Below are 24,328 nucleotides of genomic sequence, written 5' to 3'. Positions count from 1 at the left end.
AAAAGCGGTGAAGTGTGGCTAGCTACTATAACTGTTTCGATGAACTGCGTGGAAAAAGCAATGACTCTATATGTATTCAATCTGGCAATCCAAAGCTTCACCCACACTGTTGAGGAAGTAGAGCTTACCATACTCTATTTCTGGACAAACACGAACTGGCTTCCCGACACAAAGTCAAGGATTCTCCCGGAAGAACCGGCGACTCCTGGAGGATCAGTGCGACAGGCGTAATCGCCAATGCACTTCTGGCGAGTCCGCCGCGCACCCTCAGGAAAGCGTCCGGTTCTGGAGGGAGAATCCTAACACGTACACTATTTTTTCTGCACTAAGATAGAAGAGTCACTTACCCCACTCTAACTTCTGGACGAACACCAACTGATTTCCCGACAAAAAAAAACACCCGACATGTTGTCAGGTGTTTTATTTTTATGCGTATAGTGGATGTTGATCTGTAAGAGCAGTAACTGCTTTGCGCGCTTCTGCTTTAGCCGTTTCGTCTTCGTGATTTTTCAATAGATTTGCGATAATACGGCCGACTTCCACCATATCCTCTTCTTTGAATCCACGTGTCGTAACAGCTGGTGTACCGATACGAATACCTGAAGTGACGAATGGTCCTTCTGTGTCGAACGGTACTGTGTTTTTGTTTACTGTAATACCGATTTCGTCTAGTACGTGCTCTGCTACTTTTCCAGTTAGGTTCAATGACTTCAATTTCACTAGTACGATATGGTTATCCGTACCACCTGAAACTACTTCAATTCCTTCTTCATTTAACTTTTGTGCTAGAGCTCTTGCATTTTTCTTCACTTGTTGAGCGTATTCTTTAAATTCCGGTTGCAATGCTTCTTTGAATGCTACTGCTTTAGCAGCGATCACGTGCATCAACGGACCACCTTGCACACCCGGGAATACTGTTTTATCGATTTTGCGACCGAATTCTTCAGCTGTCTCTTCATTTAATAAAATCAAACCACCGCGTGGACCACGTAATGTTTTATGTGTTGTAGATGTAATGAAATGTGCGTGTGGTACTGGGTTCGGGTGCTCGCCTGAAGCAACAAAACCTGCGATGTGCGCCATATCTACCATTAAGTATGCTCCTACTTCATCCGCGATTTCACGGAATTTAGCGAAGTCGATTTCACGTGGGTATGCACTCGCCCCAGCTACGATCATTTTAGGCTTATGCTCTAATGCTTTTTGACGAACATCTTCGTAATCGATCACTTCTTCGTCTTTTGTCACACCGTATTCCACAAAGTTATATAGAATGCCGGAGAAGTTTACTGGTGAACCGTGTGTCAAGTGACCACCGTGGGATAGGTTCATACCAAGGACCGTGTCGCCCGGTTCCAGTGCAGTGAAATAAACTGCCATATTCGCTTGTGCACCTGAATGCGGTTGAACGTTTGCGTATGCTGCACCGAATAGTTCTTTTACACGATCGCGCGCAAGATCTTCTACTACATCGACATGTTCGCATCCACCGTAGTAACGACGTCCTGGGTAACCTTCAGCGTATTTATTTGTAAGGTATGATCCTTGTGCTTCCATTACCGCTTCCGTTACAAAGTTTTCCGATGCAATTAGTTCGATGTTTGAGTTTTGACGACCTTTTTCTGCCATAATTGCTTCAAATACAGCTGAGTCATCGCGCTTTACGTTACTTAAGTCCATTAGATAATATCCCCTTTTTTTCTAGTAATATTTATGTTTTATTGTATTATACCTATTTTATTCGTAGTGCGCACGACTTCCGCCAATCAATTTAGGACGAGTAGTCGCTAGTGTAATAATTGCTTCACCGACTTGTTTGATAGAAGTTCGAATAGGTACTACGACTGGCTTCATCTGCATACCGATTAACGTTTGCCCAATATCAATTCCTGCATTGGCACGAACTGCTTCCACCACGACAGGATCTTTGAATTGATTGTAAGCGTAAGTGGACATGGACCCCCCCGCTTTAAAAACAGGAACGACGGAAACAGGCTCTAATTGAAATTTCTCAGCCGTTTGCCGTTCGAGTGTCACGGCGCGGTTAATATGTTCACACCCTTGAAATGCGAGGTGGATGTCATGTTGTTCTGCAAATTTCTGAAGTGGTCCGAATAAAGCTTCACCAATTTCAAGCGCCCCACTCGTACCGATACGCGCACCCGCTACTTCTGAAGTGGAGCAACCTACGATAAAGATCGTTCCTTTTGCAGGTGGTGCTTGCTGCGCAAATTCAGTTAGTGCTTGTTCAAGTTGCAGTTTCCATAATGCTATAGCGTCCACTGGTTGCACAACCTTTCTGTATTACTTTTCCAAGTCCATCATTTTTTCGATACGACGTTCATGACGGCCGCCTTCAAAGTCAGTTGCTAACCATGTACTGACGATTTCGCGTGCAAGTCCCGCACCGATGACACGTTCACCCATTGCGATGATGTTTGAGTTGTTATGTTCGCGTGTAGCTTTTGCACTGAATACGTCATGTACGAGTGCACAGCGAATTCCTTTTACTTTGTTGGCGGCAATTGACATGCCAATGCCAGTCCCGCAAATTAAAATGCCGCGTTCTACTTTTCCTTCTGCGACGTCACTAGCTACTGGCAACGCGTAGTCAGGATAGTCTACAGAGGCGTCTGAATCGGGGCCATAGTCTACGTATTCTATGTCGAGTTCTTTCAATAGATTGGTAATTTCTTTGCGGAGATTATTGCCTCCGTGGTCTGAAGAAATTGCAACTTTCACTGCGCACCCTCTTTTCTATTTTTACTTATCGCCTATTCTACCACCATTCGATAAAAAAATCATCGGTTTTACTGCTTTGTTTTTGATTTTTTGATTTTTTTAGTATGTAGATTTGTCACAAAGACGAATGTTATATAGATAACGCTTGTCTAACGTCCGTCTTTCTGTATGCTTTTTAGGTGGTTTCTTAGTTAGTGAAGGGAGTTTGTGTTTGAACGTGACACGATTTTGTTTCGGGTTCTAGATTTAGTGAGGGTTCTGCTTTCAGTAGCCGCTTCGGCGCGTGGGGGATTGCCTTTCGCTATGAGCCAGCTAGCTTAGCTGCTAGTTGTCTCATAGCTTCGGCTGACCCCGCAGTTGCTTCTTCGCTAGTACGGACAGGTTAATTGTGATAGTTTCTTTACTTTGTTAAAGCAGTTGGAGTTGGAACGTGACGCGACACTTTTTTCGGTTCTAGATTTAGTGAGGGTTCTGCTTTCAGTAGCCGCTTCGGCGCGTGGGGGATTGCCTTTCGCTATGAGCCAGCTAGCAGGAAAACACTGCTAGTTGTCTCATAGCTTCGGCTGACCCCGCAGTTGCTTCTTCGCTAGTACGGACAGGTTATAAAGTGTGGTGACCATATTAAGTAAAAAGATAGTTATCGACTACAGTGAACTACAATTTAGTAACTATCCTCACTAAACGAAGGCGCCTCACAAGCGGTAGGCGGAGCGACGAGACGGAAAAGCGATCTTCTTTTCTGGCTCATCGCGGGAGCCATCCGCCAGCGCCGCAGTGACTACAATGAACCGATCACCTTCAAAATTCAGGAACGACACTAGGTAGTCTTACACTAGCCCAAATCTTTCACAAACTACAGTGAACTACAATTTAGTAACTATCCTCACTAAACGAAGGCGCCTCACAAGCGGTAGGCGGAGCGATGAGACGGAAAAGCGATCTTCTTTTCTGGCTCATCGCGGGAGCCATCCGCCAGCGCCGCAGTGAATTCAATGAACCGATCACCTTCAAAATTCAGGAACGACACTAGGTAGTCTTACATTAGCCCAAATCTTTCACAAACTACAGTGAACTACGATTTGTACCTGCCCTCACTAAACGAAGGCGCCTCACAAGCGGTAGGCGGAGCGGAGCGACGAGACGGAAAAGCGATCTTCTTTTCTGGCTCATCGCGAGAGCCATCCGCCAGCGTCGCAGTGACTACAGTGAACCGATCACCTTCAACATCAGAAACGACACTAGGTAGTCCTGCACTAGCCCAACACAAAATCCCCACTTAATCAGCGGGGATTTTTGTATTCAATCAGCAGACCGGTCAAATCTTCGGATGACTTTGTATAACTGCTCGGACTGCGCTTGAAGTTCAAGAGCTTTTTCGTTCGTCTGCTCTATCGAAGCTACTTGTTCTTCGGTGGCGGCTTGTACTTCTTCGGCGCCTGCTGATGTTTGTTCTGCGATGGTTGCGACTTCTATGGACTGTACCGCAGTATGTTCGATCGTTTGCAGTTGTCGGCTGACGATTTGAGTAATTTCTTCTACAGATTCAACGACCGCATGAATGATGACGGTCATGGATTCCACATTCGCATTTGTTTCAGTCGCCCGCTTTGCTTCAGCCGATGCTGTTTGCACTTGATGCTTCATTTCGGAGACGACTTTTTCCACATTTTCTTGAATGCTTTTGACGAGAGAAGAAATCATTTGCACCGCATTGGCACTTTCGTCTGCTAGATTACGCACTTCTTCCGCCACTACCGCAAATCCTTTTCCATGTTCGCCTGCACGGGCAGCTTCGATCGAGGCATTGAGTGCAAGGAGATTCGTCTGCCCTGCAATGCTCCCTACCAGTTCGACGATTTCACCGATTTTATGTGCATTCTCATCTAATTCCTGTATCGTATCCAATGCTTGTTCGCTTTGGGCTGTCATTTGATGGATGCCTGCTAATACAGATTGAAAAACTTCAGTCGTTATGTGTAATTCACGTAACATCGCTTTAGATTGTTCAGAAGACTGGCCTGCCCGACTATTTACTTCAGTCGCTAATTGTCGGACGTCCTCAATCGCCTGAGCCGTTTTTTTAATTGCGTTAGAAGTAGTTTCCGCTCCGCTCGAAATTTCTTCGATCGTACGCGCAATTGCGTCAGACTGTCCGGAAGCTGCTGCCGTTTCTTTCGTCAATGAGTCTACACACTCCACCGTCGCTTGAAAGTTCGCTTCAATTTGTTCGATGATACTGCGCAAATTAATAACTACTTGTTGGAAAGCCTGAGATACCGAATGGATTTCATCGGAGGAATTCGGTAATTGTATGTCCGATCCGATCTTACCATCCGCCACTTTCATCGCAGCCGTTTCCAAACGCTGTAACGGTTTAGTTAAGATAACACTAAATAAGGCTGCTAGAATTCCTGACCACATGACACCCATCGCATACGTAATTAACTCAAAAACAAATGGTCGAACGTCTGGGAAGAACGTAGGTTGCACCCAATTAATGAAGATTGCGCTAGTCGTATAGGTGATGACTGCTAAAATCACGACAAATAAAACAAGTTTCTTACGCAAACCTACTTTCTTCTTTCTTTCTGTCATCGCTTCTCCTCCGCAAGCTGCTGGATCATCGGATAAATGAGTTCTGTCAGCTCATTGAATGTCGTGCGATATGTTGACAAGTCGCCTCCATACGGATCATGAACGTCTAGATTATACGATGTTCCGCGATATTCTTTTAATGTAAACACTTTTTCTTTCATTTCTGGAAATGCACCATGCAGAAAATCACGGTGGCTTTTGGTCATAGTTAAAATTATGTCCGCCCACTGCATATCCGATCGTTTTAATTCATTTGAGAATTTTTTGTATGCCATATCGGCTTCTCTCAATAGTTGTGCGGAGTTTACTGAAATCGGCATTCCATCCATTGCGTGGATTCCGGCAGACTTCGCTTGAACACCTGAAACGTCCGCATGATTTACGATCGCTTCAGCTAACGGACTTCTACACGTATTTCCTGTACAAATAAAGTAAATATTCATTTTTCTCACCTACTTTACAGAATAACGGAATTATAAGAGAAAAGATACATCTTTCTTTACATCACAAGGGACAATACACCTATGACAATGAAAGCAATACCTGTTACATACCTAATATACTTTCCATGGATTAAACGGAAACGTCCTGAAAATACTAATGCGATACTTGAAAAAAAGAAAGAAAAGAAACCAGACACAAAAATAAACAACCATTTATTTAATTGCATCATACCAAATGTAACACTTACCGTAAAAGCATCCATACTGACAAGTAGCGCTAAAAAGAACGGGGAAATCATTTTTATCATAGAAGGACGTGTTCCATCATCTAATAGAATGTGTAGACCAATGAAACTGAGCAAGACACCCGATAATAGTTGACTCCATCCGTCGAAGTACTGAATAGCCAGCTCTCCCATGTAAAAACCGATTAGTGGAAATAGCATATTTAAAATGGTAGTCCACAGTACAATCATTAGTCTGCCGCGACGAATTCTAAGAACTGTGTAGACAATGAGTATATCGATTGTCGTAATAATCGCTGCTATCATTTCGATCAATGAATAAGCCCCCTCGCAGTTCGCATCTAGTCATCTTATGCGATTGCTTAAGGGGGCTATTCATAGATTATTTCATTCGGAAAATCGTTTTCCATCCGAAGCTTTTTCTAGTCGGTTCATAACAGCGGCACCGATGCCTGAAAGATCCGTTTCTATCGCTAAAATCATATCCGCGTCTGTTGTATCGCATTGACGAATCGCTCTATATAGATTGGTAGCCAACGATTCTTGACTGTCGATTGAACCTGTTGAAAAGTACCAGTCTGCTTTCTCTGTGTATAACTCATCAGGTCCAATAATAGCTGCACGCTTTTTCTGTTGATGAATATGATCTAACGCATGTTCTATGACTGCAAGATTTGGCTCGATTACGAATAACGGTGCATCGGGCGCGTAATGTGTATATTTCATCCCTGGTGCACGGGGTGTTTGAATTTCGTCTTCTGGTTTGGTAGCTACATGCACTGTACCAATGAGTTCTTCTATCTGCTCTTTAGATATGCCGCCCGGACGTAAAATAACTGGCGGTGTGACAGTAACGTCCAAAACGGTAGATTCTACACCAATACCCGTAGCGCCGCCGTCTAAGATTAATGGAATTTTTCCCATTAAATCATGATACACGTGTTCAGCTTCAGTCGGACTTGGCTTTCCACTTCGGTTGGCACTCGGCGCGGCTAATGGCAATTTCAGTTTTTGTAATAATTGCAGAGCTACCGGATGATCCGGCATACGAATCGCAACCGTATGCATCCCCGCTGTCACCGTTTCAGCAATGACTCCCGGCTTTTTCTCCATCACTAACGTTAGTGGGCCGGGCCAAAATTCTTCCATTAGAACTTCCGCCACTTTGGGAACGTCAGCCACGTACTGCGCAACATCTTGTTTTCTTCCAATATGTACAATCAACGGATTATCAGCCGGTCTTCCTTTCGCTTCAAATATCCGCTGCACTGCTTTTTCATCTGTTGCGACAGCTCCGAGACCATAAACTGTTTCAGTCGGAAATGCAACAACCCCTCCAGACTTAAGAATATCCACAGCCTGTGTATAGCTTTCCTCTTTACCAACAGTGTTATCCACTATTTCCTTCATCGTCTTCACGTTCTCAACTCCTTCTTATACACATTCCCTATGAATTATCCACAAAAACTGTGAATAGTTTTATGAGAACCATGATTTTATCCACTCCCAAATGAAAAATGTAACAGGTTCTTCTTCTGTTTCAGCTACTGTTGCTTCTTCTGGAAAACAAACATTCGGGAATAATGCACACCACCAATTATCCCCTTTTCCTCTGCCTATTTTCAAAATATACGCATCATAGACACCTTGTTGCTGGATCGCAAAGCCGATTCTTTTCGGCGGAATTAACGCAGCGCTATGTTCAAACGTAATAGGTAATCCATTCGCTTGTTGACGGGCACGCTCAATAATTTGCGGCTTCAATACTAGTAATTGCTCATTTATTTGTTTAGTGGGCGTTTGATTCAGCGCTTGTTCTAGTAATGGGGCAATAGCCGTTTGAACTTGTAGTTTCATTTGTTGATCGGCTGCTGTATTGGAGTTTGCTAGAATTCGAAATTGTGCCGCTTCACTTGTCGGCACTTCTTGACTGAATAATAATAGAACACTTTGGATCGCAAGTAATACGAGTACAAATTCTATAAAAGCTACTAGTTTCGATATCTTCGCTGGTTGTTGTGTAATTGGATAATCTTGTAACATGTCATCCCCTCCTGCACTCTATCATGACCCGCAGGAGGATATTTTATTCATCGAATCTCACAAAATATCATTCGATCCTTTTTATTGATATCTTGCACAACTTCTACTTTTGCGTCCGGGAAGGATTTTTGGAGATATTGCCGCACCATTTCCCCTTGTTGATAACCTATTTCGAATCCAATGAGTGCCGGTCGATTCATTAAAGACGGTAATTTTTCAGCGAGTCTGCGGTAAAAATACAATCCGTCTTCCTCTGCAAATAAAGCAGACTCCGGCTCAAAGTCATAGACAGTTGCCGACATTTGGTCTTTCTCGTAAGGTGCGATATAAGGAGGATTGGATAAAATAATATCCCACTTTCTTTGTTCGAGCGGTTCTTCCATATCTCCTTGTAAGAATGTAATATCGACGCGATTTCTTTCTGCATTACGTTTTGCGACTTCAAGTGCTTTTTCACTATAATCAGTCGCCGTCACTTCTGCTTGCGGATATTCTGTTTTAAATGCTAAAGCAATTGCTCCGCTGCCCGTTCCGATGTCAGCCATTTGAATCTTTTCATCACCAAACATCCTACTCGCCCGTTCGATCGCATAATAAACCAATTCTTCCGTCTCTGGTCGGGGGATTAACACATGTTCATTCACTTCAAATGAAAGACCATAAAATGATTCTTCGCCTAAAATGTATTGAATCGGCTTTCCTGTAACGAGTTCGGTTATATATGACCAAAATAACGTGCAAGGTTCTAGCGGAAGGTGTTCTTGCAAACTAGCTAAGTAATTCGCTCGGCTTTTCCCTGTTACAGCAAGCATCGCCATTTCAGCCGTTCTAGTTTCCAGTCCGCGGGCGTCTAAAATCTGCTCTGCCCGTCTGACTGATTCTAAAATCGTCTCAGTCATTTCGATCCAAACTTTCTAAACGATGTGCTTGTTCTTCAATAATCAATGCATTGATGACTTCATCTAATTTCCCTTCGATGATTTGATCGAGCTTCTGAATCGTGAGCCCTATTCGATGATCGGTGACGCGATTTTGCGGGAAGTTATATGTGCGGATTCGCTCAGAACGATCACCTGAACCAACTGCTGACTTTCTCTTTTCATCATACTCCGCTTGCGCTTCTTGCATAAACTTATCATTCACACGCGCACGTAATACTTTCATTGCTTTTTCTTTATTTTTAATTTGAGATTTTTCATCTTGAATAGATACTGTGATACCCGTTGGTAAATGCGTGAGTCGAACGGCAGACATCGTCGTATTAACCGATTGTCCTCCTGGTCCTGACGAAGCAAACGTATCTGTGCGAATATCTTTTTCATGAATTTCGATTTCCACTTCTTCTGTTTCAGGCAAACAAGCGACTGTTGCTGTAGATGTATGCGTCCGTCCACCCGACTCCGTTTCTGGTACACGCTGCACTCGATGCGCTCCATTTTCATATTTCAATTTTGAGTACGCACCCGTTCCATCAATCATAAAAATGATCTCTTTAAAACCACCAAGTTCAGTCGGCGAAGAATCCAGCACTTCTACTTTCCAATGATTCGCTTCGGCGTACCTTGTGTACATGCGATATAGACTTCCTGCGAATAGAGCCGCTTCGTCTCCACCCGCTGCGCCACGAATTTCCATAATGACGCTTTTATTATCATTCGGGTCTTTCGGGATGAGCAGAACTTTTAACTGTTCTTCTAATGACTCGATGCGCTCTTCCAACTCGTCAATTTCCATTTTCACGAGTTCTTTCATTTCCTCATCCAAATGTTCTTCTTGCATCTCTTTTGCGCTTTTATATTGAGCTTGAACTTCTTTATATTCGCGATATACTTCCACGGTTTCTTGAAGGTCAGATTGTTCTTTTGAGTATGTGCGTAATTTATCCAAGTCATTGACGATTTCGGGATCACTGAGTAATTCATTGAGCCGATCATAACGATCCTCTACTGCTTGCAGTCTATCGAACATAATGATTTCACCTCTTCTAATATGTTTGTTTTCCATGAAAATTTGTGTATAGCAGAACCGCCTATCCTTTCAAGCTGATGGATAGACGGCACAGTGTATTATTTGACGTGCGCATTTACCGGCACTTCGTGATGTAATCGACAACGTGGTTCATAAGCTTCTGAAGCTCCTACTAAAATAATCGGATCATCATAGCGAGCAGGTTGTCCATTGATTAAACGTTGAGTACGACTTGAAGGAGATCCACAAACTGTACAAACCGCTTGCAGTTTTGTCACAAGTTCCGCAACAGCCATCAATTGAGGCATCGGTCCAAAAGGTTCTCCTCTGAAGTCTTGATCGAGTCCTGCGACAATGACACGAAATCCGCGATCCGCTAAGCTAATCGCCACTTCGAGTATTTCTTCATCGAAAAACTGCGCTTCATCAATAGCGACCACATCGAAATCATCTGATACAAGATTAGGTATTTCACAAGCTTTACGAATAGGATTGGCAATCATAGATGTGCCATCGTGACTGACTACCGCTTCCTCACTATATCGGTCGTCAATTGCCGGTTTGAATACCGCGATCTTCTGCTTTGCAAATTCTGCTCGACGGATCCGACGAATTAACTCCTCCGATTTACCTGAAAACATACTGCCGCAGATGACTTCCATCCAGCCGCCTTGCATTGAAACGTACATGTTCAATCTCCTTTCGCTGTCGTGTTATGTATATGTTTTTTGTTTTTATGAGCGCTACACCATGTTCTATGAGCGCTACACCTCGGTCTATGAGCGCTACACCTCGGTCTATGAGCGTTACTACTCGGTCTATGAGCGCTACACCTCGGTCTATGAGCGTTATTCCACGGTCTATGAGCGCTACTCCTCGATCTATGAGCGCTACTCCTCGGTCTATGAGCGCTACTCCAGGTTCTATGAGCGCTACACCACGGTCTATGAGCGCTACTCCAGGTTCTATGAGCGCTACTACTCGATCTATGAGCGCTACTCCAGGTTCTATGAGCGCAACACCACGGTCTATGAGCGTTATTCCTCGGTCTATGAGCGCTACTACTCGATCTATGAGCGCTACATCTCGGTCTATGAGCGCTACTCCTCGGTCTATGAGCGCAACTACTCGGTCTATGAGCGCTACATCTCAGTCTATGAGCGCTACTCCAGGTTCTATGAGCGCAACACCACAGTCTATGAGCGCTACATCATGTTCTATGAGCGCAATATCACGCACGCGACCTATTATACTTCATGATAAAAATACCCGTCTGGCACGACTGCACCTGACGGGTATCTGGCATTTGATTACTCTTGTTCTTGTTCAACCTTGATGCCGTATTTTTTGTTGAAACGGTCAACACGGCCGTCTGCTGTAGCAAACTTCTGACGTCCTGTGTAGAATGGATGACATTCTGAACATACTTCTACGCGAATGTCTTCTTTTACAGAACCTGTTTCAAATTTATTGCCACATGAGCAAGTTACATTTGCAACTTTGTAATTAGGATGAATTCCTGCTTTCATCGGTCTCTCTCCTCTCGCCCTGAACCATCTGGAACAGAGTATAAATTTCGGGTGTTTTATTGACCAGTTGTCAATAAAACGGATCGATGCCTTACACGGCCCGTTTGTGTCAGCCGCATATGCAGTGCACGGAAAAACCGTACTTGAACAGTATAGCAAAATCATACGTATTGTGCAACTGTTTGATTCGCATTTTTATTGGCTACCGCCTTGTTAAATCAACCCTTTGCCTTTACGGTGTGCTTTCATTTCTTCGTTTAGCTTATCAAAAAATTCTTCATTATTTTCAGATTGACGAAGTTTTCGCAGGAAGCGTTCTGCGAAGTCCGGCGCGTCAGAAAATGTTTTTCTAATAGCCCATAGTTTTTCAAGTTTATCCGCCGGAATGAGAAGGTCTTCTTTTCTCGTACCAGAACGGCGAATGTCCATCGCTGGAAAAATTCGGCGCTCTGCAAGACTGCGGTCTAGATGAAGTTCCATATTACCCGTTCCTTTAAACTCTTCGTAAATTACTTCGTCCATGCGTGAGCCTGTTTCAATCAAAGCAGTCGCCAAAATAGTTAAGCTACCGCCTTCTTCAAGATTACGCGCTGCACCGAAGAATCGTTTCGGACGGTGGAATGCTGCCGGGTCAATCCCTCCGGATAACGTCCGTCCACTTGGCGGAATTACTAAGTTAAATGCACGAGCCAGTCGAGTTATAGAGTCCATTAAAATAATGACATCACGTTTATGCTCCACTAGACGCATCGCACGTTCAAGTACAAGTTCCGCAACTTTCACGTGGTTTTGTGGGACTTCATCAAATGTTGAGCTCACTACATCCGCATTCACTGAACGTTCGATATCAGTTACTTCTTCCGGACGCTCATCGATTAGCAAAACGATTAGTTCCGCTTCCGGATGATTGGTCGTTATCGCATTGGCAATTTCTTTTAACAGCATCGTCTTTCCTGCTTTTGGGGGAGCGACGATTAATCCACGTTGCCCGAATCCGACAGGCGATACAAGATCCATAATACGTGTAGAAATACGATTTTTTGTTGTTTCTAAACGTATTTGACGATCTGGATAAAGAGGAGTCAAGGCAGGAAAATGCACGCGTTCACGGGCTACTTCAGGGTTTTGGCCGTTGACCGCTTCAACTTGCAACAAGCCGTAGAAACGTTCATTTTCTTTAGGCGGACGTACTTTCCCTGTTACTTTATCTCCGTTACGCAAGTCAAAACGGCGAATTTGGGAAGCAGATATGTAAATGTCTTCTGAACTAGATGAATAATTGATCGGTCGTAAGAAGCCATATCCTTCCGATTGGATAATTTCCAAGACACCTTCCATGAAAAAGAAGCCTTCTTGTTCTGCTCGGGATTTCAAAATAGCAAAGATTAATTCTTTCTTTGTTAACTTACTATAATTTGTGACTTTAAACTGCTTCGCAAGGGAGTATAGATCCTTCAACGTCATACTCTCGAGGTCTGCCAGGGTAATCATCGTCATCAGTGTGCACCACTCTTCATTTTAATATAGGGATTTTTGTGCAAATTAAATAGAAAGGAAGTACGTTACGCAGCTTCCTTTCTTTTACTATAACTTGGCATTATGGATCATTCATAGTTTTGGAAATAGAATCCCGGCTGTGACACCGGGTAGTGTGGGAGTTAGTCTTGCATAACGAGAAGAGGTTTTTTCTTCATGCTGTGGCGACCTTCTACAAATCGAATAGTACCCGACTTAGAGCGCATGACTAGTGATTGTGTACGGCAATATGACCCTTTAAACTGTACGCCATCCATCAATTCACCATCTGTTACGCCTGTTGCAGCGAAAATACAGTCATCGCCTTTGACTAAGTCGTCCATCATCAATACTTTATCTACATCGATGCCCATTTTAATGCAACGTTCGCGTTCTTCATCATTTGAAGGAACTAAACGTCCTTGAATCTCTCCACCTAAACATTTTAATCCGACAGCTGCGATGACCCCTTCAGGAGCGCCGCCCATTCCGAATAAAATATCTACACCCGTGTCATCGAATGCTGTATTGATTGCAGCTGCTACGTCGCCATCATTGATTAACTTAATGCGAGCACCAGCCGAACGAATCTCATCAATAATGTCTTTATGACGTTCACGATTTAAGACAGATGCTACTAAGTCGCCTACTTCTTTGTTTTTTGCTTTGGCTACTGCATGTAAGTTTTCTGTAACAGTTGCATCGATATTAATTTTACCAACCGCTTCAGGACCTACTGCAATTTTATCCATATACATATCAGGGGCATTCAAAAGGTTACCTTTGTCAGCTACCGCTAAAACTGCCAGCGCGTTCCATCCGCCTGCTGCGACAATATTCGTTCCTTCTAAAGGGTCGACTGCAACATCTACCGCCGGACCGTGACCAGTTCCTAGTTCTTCACCGATATAAAGCATAGGTGCTTCGTCCATCTCACCTTCACCAATGACTACTACACCTTCCATTGGGATTGTATCGAATACTTGACGCATCGCTTCAGTTGCAGCGTCGTCTGCTTCGTTTTTCAAACCGCGTCCCATCCAGCGAGCTGCCGCAACGGCTGCCGCTTCTGTCACACGTACTAATTCCATTGATAAACTACGTTCCATAATGTTTTGTTCCTCCTGTTTGTGGTAAAATACGAATCGCATTTCACCTTTCGATTTACCTACGTTCGCATCTAGAGCAATTTCTCACTCCGAATGTGTCGTTGGAATCTATTATACACGAATTGGCAATTAGCGTCACTCTGAAATAGAGGCAGTTTTTTTACCTTCTACTTTACTAATGTCCGCTCCGAGCTTTTGAAGCTTCTGAATAATTTTCCCATACCCGCGTTCGATATGCTCAATTTCTTGAATTTCAGTTTCTCCACTCGCAAGTAAGCCTGCAATTAATAGCGCCGCACCTGCACGTAAATCTGTTGCTTCTACAGTCGCTGCATGTAAAGGAGTCGGTCCTGTAATAATTGCGGAACGCCCTTCTACCCTACCATCTGCATTCATGCGGCGGAGTTCGTCAATTTGTTTGAAACGTGCAGGATAAATCGTATCCGTTAAAATAGATGACCCTTCCGCTTGTGTAGAAAGTACACCGAACGGTTGCTGAAGATCTGTCGGAAAACCTGGATAAACTAATGTTTTCACATCTACCGCTTGAAGCTTTTCCGTTTTCGGAATGTGGATTTGCTCTACACCGACCTCCACTTTGACGCCCATTTCACGCAATTTTGCTGTAACAGCCTCTACGTGAAGTGGTATCACATTATCAATCGTAATCCCATCACCGATTGCTGCTGCCATAATCATATGCGTGCCTGTTTCAATTCGATCCGGAATAATCGTATGTTTGGTTCCGTGGAGCTTTTCCACACCTTCAATACGAATAACGTTCGTTCCAGCCCCTTTGATATTCGCACCCATATTCGATAGCAACGTGGCAACATCAATAATTTCAGGTTCTTTGGCTGCATTCTCTATAATTGTTTTACCTTTAGCTTTAACTGCAGCCAACATAATATTGATTGTTGCCCCAACACTGACAACATCCAAATAAATTTTTGCGCCGCGCAATTCATTGGCTCGCAGATAAATGGCACCGTGTTCGTTTTCAACAGTAGCACCTAACGCTTCAAACCCTTTTATATGCTGGTCGATTGGTCTAGGTCCTAAATGGCAACCACCTGGTAAACCAATTACCGCATGACCGAACTTGCCTAACATCGCACCCATCATATAGTAGGAAGCTCGAAGTTTTTTTACATTGCCATTAGGTAGAGGCATAGAAATGATTTCAGAAGGATCAATCGTCATCTTACCGTCATTCATCTCTACTTTCCCACCGATCTCTTCGACCAATGCCTGTAATGTGAAAACATCTGAAATCTCAGGTAGGCCTGCAATTGTTACAGGCGAGTCCGCTAAAATTGCTGCTGGAATTAGAGCAACTGCGCTGTTTTTCGCACCACTTACTCTAATCGTTCCTTGCAATCGCTTGCCACCTTTAATTTTGTAAACGTCCATGTCGATCTCCTTTTGTTCCATCACTTATTCGTTCTAGTTTCCCAGTCTTTTAGAAATTGATCGATTCCTTTAGCTGTTAAAGGGTGCGCGAATAAGCTTTGCAACACATTAAACGGTGTCGTTGCAATATGAGCGCCAGCTAATGCTGCAGCTGTAATATGCTGAGGATGTCTGATGGAAGCAGCAATAATTTGTGTGTCCAAATTATGGATTGTGAAAATATCAGAAATGGTTTCAATTAACTCTACACCATTTTGTCCGATGTCATCTAAGCGGCCGATGAACGGTGATACGTATGTGGCTCCTGCACGTGCTGCCAGTAATGCTTGGTTTGCACTAAAAACAAGTGTCACATTTGTTTGGATTCCTTCTGCAGCAAATACCGAACAAGCTTTCAATCCTTCTGGTGTCATCGGCAATTTCACTGTAATATTTTTCGCTATACTTGCTAGTTTGCGTCCTTCTTCAATCATACCTTCTGCATCGAGTGCGATGACTTCTGCACTTACCGAACCTGCAACAAGTGCCGTAATCTCTTTCAAACGATCGTGGAATGAAATATTTTCTTTTGCGACGAGTGAAGGATTTGTCGTAACGCCAGAAATAATTCCCCAGCTATGCGCTTCTTTTATCTCATCAAAGTTTGCAGTATCTATAAAAAATTTCAAGTATATTACCCCCGGATGTATTGTTTTTTATTTCCAATGAAAAAGAAGGAGACGTATTTCACTCCTCCCTCACATTCTACATACTTTTTGTTACGCTTTTTGTGAGCTACCAAATTCACGCATTTTGCCAATTACAGTTGTTTTGATAGCTTCACGCATAGGTGTTAAATATTTACGTGGATCATACACGTCAGCATCGGCTGCTAATACGTCACGCACTGCTTGTGTACCTTGGATTTGATTTTCCGTGTTGACGTTAATTTTAGAGGTTCCTAAAGAAATTGCACGTTCAATATCTTGTAACGGAATGCCTGTACCGCCATGCAATACAAGTGGAATATCGCCTTGCTTAGAAATTTCTTCCATTTCTTCAAATCCTAAATTTGGCTCGCCTTTATAAGGGCCATGGACAGAACCAAGTGCAGGAGCCAGGCAGTCAATACCTGTTTTCTCAACTAATTCTTTACACTCTGCCGGATCTGCATAGATGACACCGTCAGCGATCACATCGTCTTCTTGGCCACCGACGACTCCGAGTTCCGCTTCTACAGATACATTATGCTGTTTCGCAAGTTCTACCACTTTTTTTGTGATTTCAATATTTTCTTGAAGCGGCTTAGAAGATGCATCAATCATAACTGACGTAAAACCTGCCTCAATTGCCTGTTCACACTTTTCAAAACTGGAGCCATGATCTAAGTGGATTGCGACAGGAACAGTCGTGCCAAGATCCTTCATCAAACCTTTCACCATCATTACTACTGTATTGAAGCCGCCCATATAGCGAGCAGCCCCTTCTGAAACACCTAAAATTACAGGTGACTTTTCTTCTTCCGCCGCCTGTAAAATAGCTTGTGCATATTCTAAGTTATTCACATTAAATTGACCGATTGCATATCCTTGCTGTTTCCCTTTAATCATCATTTCTTTCATTGAGACGAGTGGCATACCATTATTCCTCCTTAGGGATTCCTACGAACTTAGTGTATTTCTATTACACTTTCTGCTCTATAGCATACCAAATCTAAACCATTATTACTACTGTCAAACATCTTGTAACTGCAACCGATTTAGGATGGTGTCTCTCACTTCGAAAATGTCAAATGGTTTGGTGAAATGATGGTCGATACCTAATCTTCCTGCTTCTTCTGTTAATTCAATTTCACTGTAGGCGGTCATCATCATAACGACCGCTTTAGGTTGTTGCTTTCTAATTTCACGTAGTACGTCAACGCCGTTCATGCCAGGCATTTTCATATCCAGTAAGACACAATCGGGTTGAAATTTTTGAAATAGTTCTATGCCTTCTTTACCATTTGCGGCAAGTGAGGTTTGAATACCAGATTTCGTAAATATCTCATCCAGCAATAGTCGAATACCTGCCTGATCATCAATTATTAATAGTTTCTTCATTTTCATTCCCCCATTAAGTCTCTTTTTATTTAAAATAGAATAATACGATAGGTATAGTAAGCTTGGTGGTGTTTCTCCAGAAATTGAAGTAGGGTAAGGGACTTCTCCTTTATAGTGCAGAAAAAAAGTATGCGTGTGAGGATTCTCCCTACAGAACCGGACGCTTTCTGGAGGGCGCCGCGCCCCTCCGGAAAGCGTATCGTCTGGAAGCGCAAGCCGCGAGACACTCCAATTCAGCTTCTCTTCATTCATCCGTCATCGTCACTAGCTTATTTCTATAGCCACACTCTTTTTCAGCAATGAATTGATAGCGTTTACATTTTATAGTTTTTTTGCTAGCTATTAGTCTATACCGAAAATCATTCCAATATTTTGTTTTTTTCCTATTACATGTATATTATTCGCAATATATGTATGATTCCCTCTATTTATTGCTAACTATTTTGCACTTCTTTATTTTCTACTTTATACTAAGTGTTCGGAGGGATCGAGATGAAAATAGTAACGACGCAAATTAGAGGTTTACTGGAGCGAATTGCAGACGAACAAGAAGAAAACATAGATGAAACCGCACGTTTATTGGCGCAGGCTTTAGTTGGGGAAGGTCGAATTATGATTGCTTCATTCGACGAGATGGAAGCTGTCACTGCGACTGCTCTGCACGGTGCCGAGCCTTTGTATGGTGCTATTCGTTACACAGCGGAATTGTTGCCGACAAAAGCAGATCGTGTATGGATACTTGCAAGAAACGCGAATCACCCTGACGCCTTGGCTCTCGCACGGCAATTAGCTGATCAATTCATACCTTTTGCTGCTGTAACTGCTAGTGTAGCTGACGAATCAAATGAACTTGCAGAGTTAGCATTCACTTATATTAGTACTGGTCTAAAAAAAGGGTTGTTGCCAGGTCCAACAGGCGAGCGAATCGTCCAACCACATGCACTGGCTACTCTTTTTATCTACGAAGCAGTGAAATTATCGCTCGATGAGATGCTTGCAGACGAAGACTGAGTATATAAAAAAACGCGACAAGGAATACACCTTGTCGCGACTTTTAACTAGTTAGCGATTTTCCAATGAAGCACGGATAAATTCGCGGAATAAAGGCTGTGGACGTGTAGGACGTGACTCGAACTCTGGGTGGAATTGGCAACCAATAAAGAATGGGTGGTCTTTTAACTCCATAATTTCGATCAAACGACCGTCCGGGCTGATTCCCGAAACGATAAACCCTGCTTCTTCCAACTGTCCACGATACGCTACGTTAATCTCATAACGATGACGATGACGTTCATAGACTAATTCTTCGCCATATGCGCTATATGCTTTTGTGTTTTCTGCCACTTTACACGGATAAGCACCGAGTCGCAGTGTACTGTCCGCCTCACTGGCAGTTAAGCAATCGGGATGGAACACTGTAATTTTATTTTTTGTTTCCGTATTAAATTCTAAAGAATGTGCGTCTTCTAAACCTAGTACATTGCGTGCGATTTCAGTAGCGGCCAATTGCAGACCCAGACTAATACCGAAGAAAGGCACATGATGTTCACGCGCATAAGTGATCGCTTCGATTTTACCGTCAATTCCACGATCTCCGAAGCCGCCGGGCACTAAAATACCATCGACATCCCCTAAATATTCTTCTGCATTTTCCTTCGTCACTACTTCCGAGTCAATCCATTTAATCTCAATGTCAGCACTGAATGCGTATCCTGCATGACGCATTGCTTCCACTGCGGATATATAAGCATCTTGAAGTTCTACATATTTACCGACTAAACCAATCTTCACTTTTTCTTTCAGTGATTTCACAAGTGTCACGAGTTCTTCAACTTCCGTTAACACTGGTTGCGGTGTTTCAAGACCTAAGTAGTCTACTACTAATTGATCCATATGCTGTTCATTTAGACGAAGTGGCACTTCATATAAAGTTTCCGCGTCTAATGCTTCAATTACTTCTTCCGGCTTAATGTCACAGAATAGCGCAATCTTGTCTTTCATCTCTTGCGGTACTGGATATTCACTGCGCACGACGATCATGTTCGGCTGAATTCCAAGACTTCTCAATTCTTTTACGCTGTGCTGTGTCGGCTTTGTCTTCATTTCACCTGCAGCATGTAAGTAAGGAATTAGCGTCGTGTGAATATACATGACATCATCTTTTGCCAAGTCTGTTTTTAGTTGACGAATAGCTTCTAGATAAGGCAATGACTCGATATCTCCAACACTTCCGCCAATTTCCGTGATCACTACGTCTGCATTTAATGTTTGCCCCGCACGTTTAATCAGTTCTTTAATCTCGTTAGTAATATGCGGAATGACTTGGACTGTAGCGCCTTTGTACTCACCGCTACGCTCTTTGCGCAATACAAGATCATAGACTTTTCCCATCGTCACGTTGGAGTATCGATTACATTTAATATCGATAAAACGCTCATAATGACCGATGTCAAGATCCGTTTCTGCACCGTCTTCTGTAACGAATACTTCACCGTGCTGGTACGGACTCATCATACGTGGATCAATATTGATATACGGATCAAATTTTTGATTGGTAACTTTTAGACCACGCATTTTTAGCAGCCTTCCAAGTGATGCTGCATTGATCCCTTTACCTAGAGATGAGACGACGCCGCCTGTTATAAAAATATATTTAGTCATGTGTACTTCCTCCATTTTTTCAATTTACATGTGCGAAGGCTGAAGTGAAAATATAAAAAGCGCCCCAGTTGTAGGAAACTACAATAAGGAGCGCGTATACACGAATTCATGTGTCCTTTTCAGGAGCCCATACAAATCTTATATTTTCAGGCTCCAAATGTCAAGTCTTGTTACTCTTCTTCTTCGTACTCTTCATCGTCGTCTTCTTCGTCGTCTTCTTCATCGATGTCAAGTTCTTCATCAGGTATTACTTCGAGATCGTCATCCGGGTCGATTAAGTCTTCTTCGATCTCAATGACTTCTTCATCTTCCTCTTCATCGTCGTCGTCTTCTTCTTCGCCAAGTTCTACATATTCTTCATCAAAGATTTCTTCGTCCTCGTCGTCTTCTTCGATTTCTTCATCTTCATCGTCATAATCTTTTTTCTTCTTTTTCTTCTTGCGCACTTTTACGACAGGCGCTGTTTCTTCTTCAATCTGGTCTACTGGATACCATTCACGTAATCCCCAACGGTTATCTTGGATGGCTAGGAACCTTCCATCCACATTTAGATCTGTATAGAATTGAAGGATTCTTTCTTTCATCTCTTCTTCAGAAAGACCTGTAAGTTTTTGTATTTCTTCCATCAATTGTTGGAGCGTGAGTGACTCATGTCGTTTCGTCAATATTTGGTATGTCATATTGATGAATGACTCTTCTAATAGTTCTTCTTGCGTCATTTCGTAGATATTCAATGTATGGCACGTCCTTTCTTCATTCACATAAGCATAGTTTACATTATATACAGGTTCTCTTCCAATATGCTACATTCTTTTGCTTCTCTTTGCATTTCTATACTCTCTCATCGTCAAATATCCTAAGTATATCGCTGTCAAGGTGAAGGAGATTGCGCCTAAACCACTGTTATAAAGGAAAAGTGTGAGAATCAATAATAGAGTAATGATAAGCGCATGATAATACCATCTCACAGTTTGCACTCCCCTTTCTCTTTGTTGTTTATATTATACTGTTGAAATTGCAGATTTATCCACTAATGTGTGGAAGGATTTTATATTCTACTGTATGTATAGCTGTGTTTTCTATGAGCGATTCTGTACTCGCTATGAGCGGATGCGCGGGTTCTATGAGCGATTCTGTACTCGCTATGAGCGGACGCGCAGGTTCTATGAGCGATTCTGTACTCGCTATGTAAGCGTCAAAAGAAGGACACATTCCTCTCTTCCTCTTTTAATGAGAAACTATGACTAGCTTATTGGAAAGGAAGTAGAGAAATGAATGAATCAACCCTTCAGCCCTTGGCTGAGCACAGTAAAACCGATTTGGAATGGACAGAAATCATCGAAGAGTGGCGACGAAGTGGAGAAAATATGGCCGAGTGGGTCAGAAGACAAAGCGATTTCTCCTATGATCAATTCGCAAAAGCACGGAGGCGGCTCTCTCCGGAGGATACACGCAAAGGAGAATTTTTGGAATCCAAAACCACTTGGTCATCTGTTGCGGTCGCCCTTCCTTCTTCCACAGTAGATCTTCATTATCGGGACTACAAATTAGTGATCAGCAGCGGCTTCGACCGCGAACTGGTACAAGAGTTACTGGAGGTGTTGGCTGATGCGAATTAATCTGGAAGGTATTCAGGGGATTTATCTGGCACATGGCGCAACGGATATGCGGCTGTCCATTGATGGTCTGTCTGCGAAGGTGCAGGAAACCTTTCAGGCAAATCCGTGTTCCTCCAATTTATTTATCTTTTGTAACCGGGATCGCGACCGTTTAAAAATCCTACACTGGGACTACAATGGCTTCTGGTTGTACTACCGGCGACTGGAAACTGGCCGCTTTCACTGGCCTGACGGCCAAGAAGAAGAAACCACGTCTATCAGCCCGCGCCAGCTTCAATGGATGCTCGATGGATTGACTATTGAAGAAGGAAAAGTCTTCCCCCGTATACTGGGAAACAAAATCGTATAAATCACAAAGTTTTTTTAAAAAGCAGAAGGATTTTGTCAGCTTTTGGCGAATTTTACTTTTATGAAAACTAATCAGAAGATCTCATCCCATACAACTGAACAGAATGACCGTGTAACTGTGTTGGAACAAGAAGTCGCGAGATTGTCCGCTTTGGTGTCTTGGTACGAGGAGCAGTTTCGTTTGAAAAAAAGTAAGGAATTTGGACGCTCCAGCGAAAAGGCACCGAAAGGCCAGATGGAGATGGAATTGTTTAATGAAGCAGAAGCACTGCTAGATGCTTCTGCTGAACCATCTTCAGAACCTGAAGAGGTGATTTCGGGATCTTCACCTGCGAAAAAAACTCCACGGGAAACACGCACGACTTTCTCTGCCGATCTGCCGGTGGAGAGTGTGACATACAGCTTGCCCCCAGAGGAGCAGGCTTGTTTAGATTGCGGTCACCCAATGCATGTCATGAAAAAAGAAGTTCGCCGCGAACTCGTGGTTATCCCAGCACAAGTGAAAGTCGTCGAACACGAACGGGAAGTCTATGCCTGCAGGCATTGCGATCAAGAAGGCATCCAGACACCGATTGTTCAGGCACCAATGCCCAATCCGGTATTGCCAAAAAGTATGGCCTCGCCCTCGATCCTGTCATTTTTGATTACTCAAAAATACTTGTTCGGCATGCCGCTCTATCGGTTAGAGGAAGTTTTTCGACAGGCAGGCGCGCCGCTTTCAAGGCAGACCCTCTCCAATTGGTTAATGAATGTGTCCGATCGGTGGTTTGAACCGCTCTATGAGAATATGCGACAGCGTATTTTGTCAGCCGACTACCTTCATGCAGACGAAACCAGTGTGCAGGTCTTGCGTGAAAAAGGACGCAGTCCCTCTACCACTTCCTATATGTGGCTGTACCGTACCGGGAAGTTTGATGTCCCTTGCGTGGTGTATGACTACCAGCCTGGTCGGGGATCGGAATACCCGAAACAATTTCTGGAAGGCTATGCTGGTACGCTTCATGTAGATGGTTATAAGGCTTACGAAAGCCTGCAAAGTGTACGGCTATCAGGCTGTTGGGCACATTTGCGCCGAAAATTTGATGAAGCCCTGCGCGCCATTCCGAAAAAATCGAAGAGGCGGCGTACGCTGACAGAGGAAGCAGTCAACCAAATCGGCAAGATTTATGGAGCGGAATCAGAAATAAAGGAGCTTACTCCTTCCGAACGGCTTGAGGTACGCAAGAAAAAAATTCAGCCCCTAGTGGAGGCTTTTTTCGCCTGGGTAAAAACTGTCCGAATAGATGTACTGCCGAAAAGCAAGCTTGGTGAGGCGCTAACATATGCCGTCAATCAGGAAAAGAAATTGAGGCAGCCATTTCTAGATGGTTATCTGGAGATAGATAATAACCGTGCCGAACGAAGCATCAAGCCGTTTGTGATCGGCCGAAAGAACTGGCTCTTCTCGGTCACACCTAGAGGCGCAACAGCGAGCGCAAGAATGTACAGCCTGATCGTAACTGCGAAAGAAAATCAGCTGCATGTCCCTCACTATTTAACGTATCTTCTTGAAAAGCTGCCTAACTTAGATCTGGCAGATGACGAACAGTTGGAACAACTGATGCCTTGGTCTTCGACTTTGCCTGAACAGTGTTATCAAGGTAAAGAAGGAATATAAATCAACATATATACTTATCTAGTATAAAGAGAACCACATCTCATTTGAAGGTGTGGTTCTTTTGACGCTTACCTCGCTATGAGCGGATGCGCGGGTTCTATGAGCGATTCTGTACTCGCTACGAGCGGACGCGCGGGTTCTATGAGCGATTCTGTACTCGCTATGAGCGGGTGCGTGGGTTCTATGAGCGATTCTGTACTCGCTATGAGCGGACGCGCAGGTTCTATGAGCGATTCTGTACTCGCTATGAGCGGATGCGCGGGTTCTATGAGCGATTCTGTACTCGCTATGAGCGGACGCGCAGGTTCTATGAGCGATTCTGTACTCGCTATGAGCGGACGCACGGGTTCTCACGGGTTC

At 43.5% G+C, this 24,328-nt stretch carries 27 protein-coding genes; 5 read left to right on the top strand and 22 right to left on the bottom strand.

Annotated features, from left to right (window positions below; all coding sequences use genetic code 11):
- Positions 1-426: 426 nt before the first annotated feature.
- From glyA to DV702_RS16190, 11 genes are all read right to left on the bottom strand, one after another.
- Positions 427-1,680 carry a serine hydroxymethyltransferase gene (glyA, locus tag DV702_RS16240; protein ID WP_114925695.1) on the bottom strand — a complete coding sequence of 418 codons (1,254 nt, stop codon included), beginning with the start codon at positions 1,678-1,680 and terminating at the stop codon, positions 427-429.
- Positions 1,681-1,737: 57 nt separating this feature from the next.
- The gene (locus DV702_RS16235; protein ID WP_205407193.1) at positions 1,738-2,283 is read right to left on the bottom strand and encodes a TIGR01440 family protein; all 546 of its coding nucleotides are present in this window, start codon (positions 2,281-2,283) and stop codon (positions 1,738-1,740) included.
- 21 nt (positions 2,284-2,304) lie between these two features.
- The gene (gene rpiB / locus DV702_RS16230; RefSeq protein WP_114925694.1) at positions 2,305-2,742 is read right to left on the bottom strand and encodes a ribose 5-phosphate isomerase B; all 438 of its coding nucleotides are present in this window, start codon (positions 2,740-2,742) and stop codon (positions 2,305-2,307) included.
- 1,299 nt (positions 2,743-4,041) lie between these two features.
- Complete coding sequence (locus tag DV702_RS16225) at positions 4,042-5,337, bottom strand: methyl-accepting chemotaxis protein (protein WP_114925693.1); 1,296 nt, start codon at positions 5,335-5,337, stop codon at positions 4,042-4,044.
- Positions 5,334-5,780 carry a low molecular weight protein arginine phosphatase gene (locus DV702_RS16220; RefSeq protein ID WP_114925692.1) on the bottom strand — a complete coding sequence of 149 codons (447 nt, stop codon included), beginning with the start codon at positions 5,778-5,780 and terminating at the stop codon, positions 5,334-5,336. The genes DV702_RS16225 and DV702_RS16220 overlap by 4 nt, the downstream gene beginning before the upstream one ends.
- A gap of 56 nt (positions 5,781-5,836) precedes the next feature.
- Positions 5,837-6,331, bottom strand: a complete 495-nt coding sequence (locus tag DV702_RS16215) for a manganese efflux pump (protein ID WP_240315744.1) — start codon at positions 6,329-6,331, stop codon at positions 5,837-5,839.
- 81 nt (positions 6,332-6,412) lie between these two features.
- Positions 6,413-7,444, bottom strand: coding sequence for an L-threonylcarbamoyladenylate synthase (locus tag DV702_RS16210; RefSeq protein WP_205407192.1), 1,032 nt, complete (start codon positions 7,442-7,444; stop codon positions 6,413-6,415).
- A gap of 60 nt (positions 7,445-7,504) precedes the next feature.
- A complete protein-coding gene (locus DV702_RS16205; protein ID WP_114925690.1) occupies positions 7,505-8,068 on the bottom strand; it encodes a stage II sporulation protein R in 564 nt (187 codons plus the stop codon).
- A gap of 47 nt (positions 8,069-8,115) precedes the next feature.
- Positions 8,116-8,967 carry a peptide chain release factor N(5)-glutamine methyltransferase gene (gene prmC, locus DV702_RS16200; RefSeq protein WP_114925689.1) on the bottom strand — a complete coding sequence of 284 codons (852 nt, stop codon included), beginning with the start codon at positions 8,965-8,967 and terminating at the stop codon, positions 8,116-8,118.
- Positions 8,960-10,036, bottom strand: coding sequence for a peptide chain release factor 1 (gene prfA / locus DV702_RS16195; RefSeq protein WP_114925688.1), 1,077 nt, complete (start codon positions 10,034-10,036; stop codon positions 8,960-8,962). Before prfA ends, prmC begins: the two co-directional genes overlap by 8 nt.
- 98 nt (positions 10,037-10,134) lie before the next feature.
- Positions 10,135-10,725 carry a thymidine kinase gene (locus tag DV702_RS16190; RefSeq protein WP_114925687.1) on the bottom strand — a complete coding sequence of 197 codons (591 nt, stop codon included), beginning with the start codon at positions 10,723-10,725 and terminating at the stop codon, positions 10,135-10,137.
- A 61-nt stretch (positions 10,726-10,786) separates the two neighbouring features.
- On the opposite strand from DV702_RS16190, the gene DV702_RS16970 reads away from it, so the two are divergent.
- A complete protein-coding gene (locus DV702_RS16970; RefSeq protein WP_162805848.1) occupies positions 10,787-11,296 on the top strand; it encodes a hypothetical protein in 510 nt (169 codons plus the stop codon).
- Positions 11,297-11,346: 50 nt separating this feature from the next.
- On the opposite strand, the gene rpmE is transcribed toward DV702_RS16970, so the two are convergent.
- The 7 genes from rpmE to DV702_RS16155 form a co-directional block, all read right to left on the bottom strand.
- On the bottom strand, positions 11,347-11,565 hold the full coding sequence (rpmE, locus tag DV702_RS16185) for a 50S ribosomal protein L31 (RefSeq protein ID WP_114925686.1): 219 nt from the start codon (positions 11,563-11,565) through the stop codon (positions 11,347-11,349).
- 213 nt (positions 11,566-11,778) lie between these two features.
- Positions 11,779-13,062 (bottom strand): transcription termination factor Rho, encoded by a 1,284-nt coding sequence (rho, locus tag DV702_RS16180; protein ID WP_114925685.1) that lies wholly within the window; start codon positions 13,060-13,062, stop codon positions 11,779-11,781.
- A gap of 161 nt (positions 13,063-13,223) precedes the next feature.
- Positions 13,224-14,189 carry a class II fructose-bisphosphatase gene (gene glpX, locus DV702_RS16175; protein ID WP_114925684.1) on the bottom strand — a complete coding sequence of 322 codons (966 nt, stop codon included), beginning with the start codon at positions 14,187-14,189 and terminating at the stop codon, positions 13,224-13,226.
- A gap of 135 nt (positions 14,190-14,324) precedes the next feature.
- A complete protein-coding gene (locus DV702_RS16170; protein WP_114925683.1) occupies positions 14,325-15,602 on the bottom strand; it encodes a UDP-N-acetylglucosamine 1-carboxyvinyltransferase in 1,278 nt (425 codons plus the stop codon).
- 20 nt (positions 15,603-15,622) lie between these two features.
- Positions 15,623-16,270, bottom strand: a complete 648-nt coding sequence (fsa, locus tag DV702_RS16165) for a fructose-6-phosphate aldolase (RefSeq protein WP_114925682.1) — start codon at positions 16,268-16,270, stop codon at positions 15,623-15,625.
- A gap of 90 nt (positions 16,271-16,360) precedes the next feature.
- Positions 16,361-17,218 (bottom strand): class II fructose-bisphosphate aldolase, encoded by an 858-nt coding sequence (locus DV702_RS16160; protein ID WP_114925681.1) that lies wholly within the window; start codon positions 17,216-17,218, stop codon positions 16,361-16,363.
- 96 nt (positions 17,219-17,314) lie between these two features.
- Positions 17,315-17,683: a response regulator gene (locus DV702_RS16155; RefSeq protein ID WP_114925680.1), complete on the bottom strand. Its 369-nt coding sequence runs from the start codon at positions 17,681-17,683 to the stop codon at positions 17,315-17,317.
- Between the two features lie 492 nt (positions 17,684-18,175).
- On the opposite strand from DV702_RS16155, the gene DV702_RS16150 reads away from it, so the two are divergent.
- Positions 18,176-18,694: a DUF2529 family protein gene (locus DV702_RS16150; protein ID WP_114925679.1), complete on the top strand. Its 519-nt coding sequence runs from the start codon at positions 18,176-18,178 to the stop codon at positions 18,692-18,694.
- A 51-nt stretch (positions 18,695-18,745) separates the two neighbouring features.
- On the opposite strand, the gene DV702_RS16145 is transcribed toward DV702_RS16150, so the two are convergent.
- The 3 genes from DV702_RS16145 to DV702_RS16135 all read right to left on the bottom strand — a co-directional run bounded on the left by DV702_RS16145 (position 18,746) and on the right by DV702_RS16135 (position 21,556).
- Positions 18,746-20,344 carry a CTP synthase gene (locus DV702_RS16145; RefSeq protein WP_114925678.1) on the bottom strand — a complete coding sequence of 533 codons (1,599 nt, stop codon included), beginning with the start codon at positions 20,342-20,344 and terminating at the stop codon, positions 18,746-18,748.
- Positions 20,345-20,514: 170 nt separating this feature from the next.
- Entirely contained in the window at positions 20,515-21,078 is a 564-nt protein-coding gene (gene rpoE / locus DV702_RS16140; RefSeq protein WP_114925677.1) for a DNA-directed RNA polymerase subunit delta, read from the bottom strand.
- Positions 21,079-21,367: 289 nt separating this feature from the next.
- Positions 21,368-21,556, bottom strand: coding sequence for a hypothetical protein (locus tag DV702_RS16135; protein ID WP_114925676.1), 189 nt, complete (start codon positions 21,554-21,556; stop codon positions 21,368-21,370).
- Positions 21,557-21,615: 59 nt separating this feature from the next.
- On the opposite strand from DV702_RS16135, the gene DV702_RS16130 reads away from it, so the two are divergent.
- The 3 genes from DV702_RS16130 to DV702_RS16120 are packed head-to-tail and all read left to right on the top strand — an operon-like array spanning position 21,616 to position 23,968.
- Positions 21,616-21,963, top strand: coding sequence for an IS66 family insertion sequence element accessory protein TnpA (locus DV702_RS16130; protein WP_114922869.1), 348 nt, complete (start codon positions 21,616-21,618; stop codon positions 21,961-21,963).
- Positions 21,953-22,312, top strand: coding sequence for an IS66 family insertion sequence element accessory protein TnpB (gene tnpB, locus DV702_RS16125; RefSeq protein ID WP_114922868.1), 360 nt, complete (start codon positions 21,953-21,955; stop codon positions 22,310-22,312). The genes DV702_RS16130 and tnpB overlap by 11 nt, the downstream gene beginning before the upstream one ends.
- Before the next feature lie 60 nt (positions 22,313-22,372).
- Positions 22,373-23,968, top strand: a complete 1,596-nt coding sequence (locus DV702_RS16120; protein ID WP_114925782.1) for an IS66 family transposase — start codon at positions 22,373-22,375, stop codon at positions 23,966-23,968.
- A 68-nt stretch (positions 23,969-24,036) separates the two neighbouring features.
- Here the strand turns inward: DV702_RS16120 and DV702_RS16965 are convergent, their stop codons facing one another.
- On the bottom strand, positions 24,037-24,312 hold the full coding sequence (locus DV702_RS16965) for a hypothetical protein (protein WP_162805847.1): 276 nt from the start codon (positions 24,310-24,312) through the stop codon (positions 24,037-24,039).
- Positions 24,313-24,328: the final 16 nt, after the last annotated feature.

Source organism: Sporosarcina sp. PTS2304 (assembly GCF_003351785.1).
Classification (GTDB): Bacteria; Bacillota; Bacilli; order Bacillales_A; family Planococcaceae; genus Sporosarcina.
Note: the sequence above shows the minus strand (reverse complement) of the source record. Positions and strands in the feature narration are given on the sequence as shown.